A 3,719-nucleotide genomic window follows, 5' to 3' on the forward strand; every position below is an offset into this window, starting at 1 on the left:
TGTTTTCAGGTTAGAGCCTGTTCGCCCGGGGGCGAAGTCGGCGCCGAACAGCCCCGGCAGGCCGGATGCCGGGGCCGGCGCCCCCCCCCCCGCGGCGCCGGACTTGGCCTCGACCGGCGCCTTCGGATCACCGGGTCCGGTCTCGCAGGCCAGGGCCGGCAGGGCGACGATGCGGTTGCCGCGGTAATCCATGCGGCACACGATGGTGCCGCGGGTCTCCACATAGGCGAGCAGGCGCCGGGCCCGGCCGGGCGAGCGGCTGCCGATCGCCCGGGCCAGGGCCTCGTCGCCGGGACAGGGCTCGCCGGCGAGGGCCGCCCGGGCCAGCAGCAGGAACAGGCCCTGGACCTCGTCCGGCAGGGTGGCGGCGACCCCTTGCGCCTCCTCCCAGCGCCCGTCCGCCTCGTCCGGGGCGACGTCGGCCCCGTCGAACCCGGCCCGGGCGACGCCGAGGCGGCGGCGGAAGGCCGCCAGGCTGATCGCCTCGCCGTCGAGGCCGCGCATCCGGCAGCGCACGAGGAAGTCCTGGTAGACCACCGCCACCGGCTGGCCGCCGGCATCCGGGTCGGCGGCGATGCCGCGCAGGACCGCGTCGAGCCCGGCGCGGATCTCGTCCTCGCTCATCGGCTCGGGCGCCTCCACCGGCTCCGGACGGTAGGCGCTGAGCTCGCGCATCAGATCGGCCGGGGTGGCGCGCGGGGTCGGCGGCGTGCGCGGCGCCGGCGCCCAGGCCAGGGTCGGTTCGTCGGGCGAGCGGGTGAGGATGAGGGCGCGCAGGTCCGCATCCGCCGGGGCGGGCAGCGGCACGAGCTTCGGCGAGCCGGAGCGCGCCGAGGTCGTCACCGGGCCGATGCGCAGCGCCAGGGGCCGCCGGCTCAGGGCCGGGCCCAGCGCCACGAACTCGCCCCGGGACAGGTCGCGAAAGCGCTCGGCCCCGCGCCGGTCGAGGCCGAGGAGGTCGGCGGCGCGGGCCATGTCGATGTCGAGGAAGGTGCGGCCCATCAGGAAGTTGGTGGCCTCGGCCGCCACGTTCTTGGCGAGCTTGGCTAGGCGCTGGGTGGCGATGATGCCGGCCAAGCCCCGCTTGCGGCCCCGGCACATCAGGTTGGTCATGGCCCCCAGCGAGGCCTTGCGGGCCTCGTCGGAGACGTCGCCGGCGGCCGCCGGCGCGAAGATCTGGGCCTCGTCGACCACGATCAGGGCGGGGTGCCAGTGGGTGCGCTCGGCCTCGAACAGCCCGCCCAGGAAGGCGGCCGCGGCGCGCATCTGCGCCTCCATGTCGAGGCTCTCCAGGGTGAGCACCACCGAGACCCGGTGCGCCCGCACCCGCGCGGCGATGGCCTGCAGGTCGGCCTCCCCGTGGGCGCCGTCCACCACCACGTGGCCGTAGGCCTCCGCCAGGGTGACGAAGTCGCCCTCGGGGTCGATCACCACCTGCTGCACCGCGCCGGCGCTCTGCTCCAGCAGGCGCCGCAGCAGGTGCGACTTGCCCGAGCCCGAATTGCCCTGGACCAGGAGACGCGTCGCCAGGAGCTCCTCGAGGTCGAGGCGCGCGGGCTCCGCCCCCGGCCCCATGCTCAGACCCATCTCGATGCCGACCGTCATGCCTGCTCCGGCTCCCGCGCGGAGGCTGGTCCTCCGCACCTCCTGGCTCTCGCACGAAGACCTTAACACGCGCGCCATCGGGCCGGTCCGTCGCGCGGGGCCGGCATCCACAGGCCAGGGGCCGCACCCGGCGCGCAGACAGAGCCGGCAGCCCCCCTTTGTTCCTCTTTCGTTCGAGACACCCTGGAAGGCAATGCGGAGGATAAGCCTCTTGTCCTAGGCTCAAGAACCTAGGCGCGATATCCTAGGTATTTTGGCCTTGACCGACGCGATCGCAGAGCCCCTACTGGAACAAATTAGGAACGCAAGCCGGCGCGGAGAGCGGCCGGCATCGAGGCGCCCCGCAGGCATCACCCCGCAGGCATTAAACTGCACCCGCGGCAAAAGCCGCCCTTGCCGCGTCGCCGGCCTGATCCAGTTAATCCTCCCATGAACCCAGTCCTCGTCGTCGCCCTCGTCTGCGCCTCCACCGTCCAGGCCCCGGATTGCTCGCGGGACACGGCGCTCGACATCATCACGGGCCCCGCCCACACCCTGCAGGAATGCCTGATGCAGGGGCCCGTGCTCGCCGCCAATGCGGGGCACGGCAACGACCAGGGCACCTACGTGAAGACGCGCTGCGAGCCGCGGCGCTGACGCGGCGCTCCCGGAGACCGGACACGCCATGGACGACGTCGACCCCGACCGCGCGGTGATGATCCGCCTGCGCGCCCGCCTCGCGGTGGTGGAGCGCGCGGCCTGGTTCGGCCTGGTCCAGGCCATGCGGACGCAGCCCGCCGAGACGGAGGCCTATCTTACGGCCGAGCGGGCCAAGTGCGCGGAAGGCTTCGGCCAGCGCGGCTGGGCCGCCGACCTGACGGAGGCCGAGCGCCGCCTGCTCGGGGCCGAGGTCGATGCCGGCCTCGCCGGCCTCATCGCGGATTCGAAGGCCGAACTCGGCCAGACGTGAACCGGGCCGAGCCCGAATCGCGCCGAGCCTGAACCGGGCCGGCCGCGTTCCGAACCGGTCACGTCCCGAAGCGATCCCGCCAGGCCGGCGGCCCAGTCCATCCGGGCGGCACCGTCGCGCGATGCACGCCGATCGCCACGGCGCGCGCCAGGGTTCGGGCGGCCGCGTCGCCGATGCGGGCGAGGTCGGTGACGGGATCGGCCAGCGCCGCCCGCCCGGTGGAGACCGCGAAGACGACGTCGCCGTCCAGCGGCGTGTGGACCGGGCGGATCGCCCGGGCGAGGCCGTCCTGGGCCATCACGGCCAGGCGGCGGGCCTGGGCCTTGGTGAGGGCGGCGTCGGTGGCCACCACCGCCAGGGTGGTGCTCGCCCCGGCCAGTGCCTTGCGCGGCGGCCAGGCGAAGGCATCGGCCGGCATCGCGGCGGGCAACCCGAGGCCCCCGAATTCGTCGTCGACCTCGTCGGCGCCGGCCCAGAAATGCGGCCCCTCCCCCAGCGTCACCCGGCCGAAGGCGTTCACCGCCACCAGCGCCCCGACCCGCACGGGCGATCCGCTCTCGGCCGGCCCCCCGGCCGCGACGCCGGCGGCCGCGAGGCCCGCAACGACCGCCGAGGCGGAGCCGATGCCGCCCTTCAGGTTGGCGGTGGCCGCCCCCGTCCCGGCCCCGACGGAACCGAGAGCGAACGCCCGCGTGGCGGCGAGGGCCGCCGCGTAGCCGAGGTCGCGGTAGGGCGAGAACCGGCCCCAGGCCTTGTCGCCGCCGTTGAGGAGGTCGAACAGGATCGCGGCCGGCACGATCGGCACCCGCGCCGGGCCGATCGCGAAGCCGCGCCCGGTCTCGGCGAGGTGGGCGACGACGCCCGCGGCGGCGTCGAGGCCGAAGGCCGAGCCGCCGGAGAGCACCAGGGCGTCGATGCGCTCCAGGGTGCGCTCGGGATCGAGGAGGTCGGTCTCGCGGGTGCCGGGGCCGCCGCCGCGCACGTCGACGCCCGCCACCACGGGTTCGTCGAAGAGGAGCGCGGTGACCCCGCTGGCGAGGCGCGGATCGCTGGCGTGGCCGACCCGGAGGCCGGCGATGTCGGTGATGCGGTTGGTCGGCACGGGTCACCTCCTCCCGGGGGGCCAGGATCGCACGCGGCGGGGCTTCGGGCGAGGGGTTCGGGG

At 75.2% G+C, this 3,719-nt stretch carries 4 protein-coding genes; 2 read left to right on the forward strand and 2 right to left on the reverse strand.

The genetic code is table 11. The features are described from left to right. The coding region (locus AC6EUL_RS22665) for a helicase HerA domain-containing protein (protein ID WP_499872856.1) at positions 1-1,605 on the reverse strand (1,605 nt) is incomplete at its 3' end. Between the two features lie 429 nt (positions 1,606-2,034). On the opposite strand from AC6EUL_RS22665, the gene AC6EUL_RS22670 reads away from it, so the two are divergent. Beyond that, the gene (locus AC6EUL_RS22670) at positions 2,035-2,241 is read left to right on the forward strand and encodes a hypothetical protein (RefSeq protein ID WP_056222048.1); all 207 of its coding nucleotides are present in this window, start codon (positions 2,035-2,037) and stop codon (positions 2,239-2,241) included. A gap of 28 nt (positions 2,242-2,269) precedes the next feature. Then, positions 2,270-2,554 carry a hypothetical protein gene (locus tag AC6EUL_RS22675; RefSeq protein WP_056222045.1) on the forward strand — a complete coding sequence of 95 codons (285 nt, stop codon included), beginning with the start codon at positions 2,270-2,272 and terminating at the stop codon, positions 2,552-2,554. A 58-nt stretch (positions 2,555-2,612) separates the two neighbouring features. Here AC6EUL_RS22675 and AC6EUL_RS22680 read toward each other — a convergent pair whose 3' ends face one another. After that, the gene (locus AC6EUL_RS22680) at positions 2,613-3,656 is read right to left on the reverse strand and encodes a P1 family peptidase (RefSeq protein ID WP_499872858.1); all 1,044 of its coding nucleotides are present in this window, start codon (positions 3,654-3,656) and stop codon (positions 2,613-2,615) included. Between the last annotated feature and the right edge of the window lie 63 nt (positions 3,657-3,719).

The organism is Methylobacterium sp. 001424705, assembly GCF_059816145.1.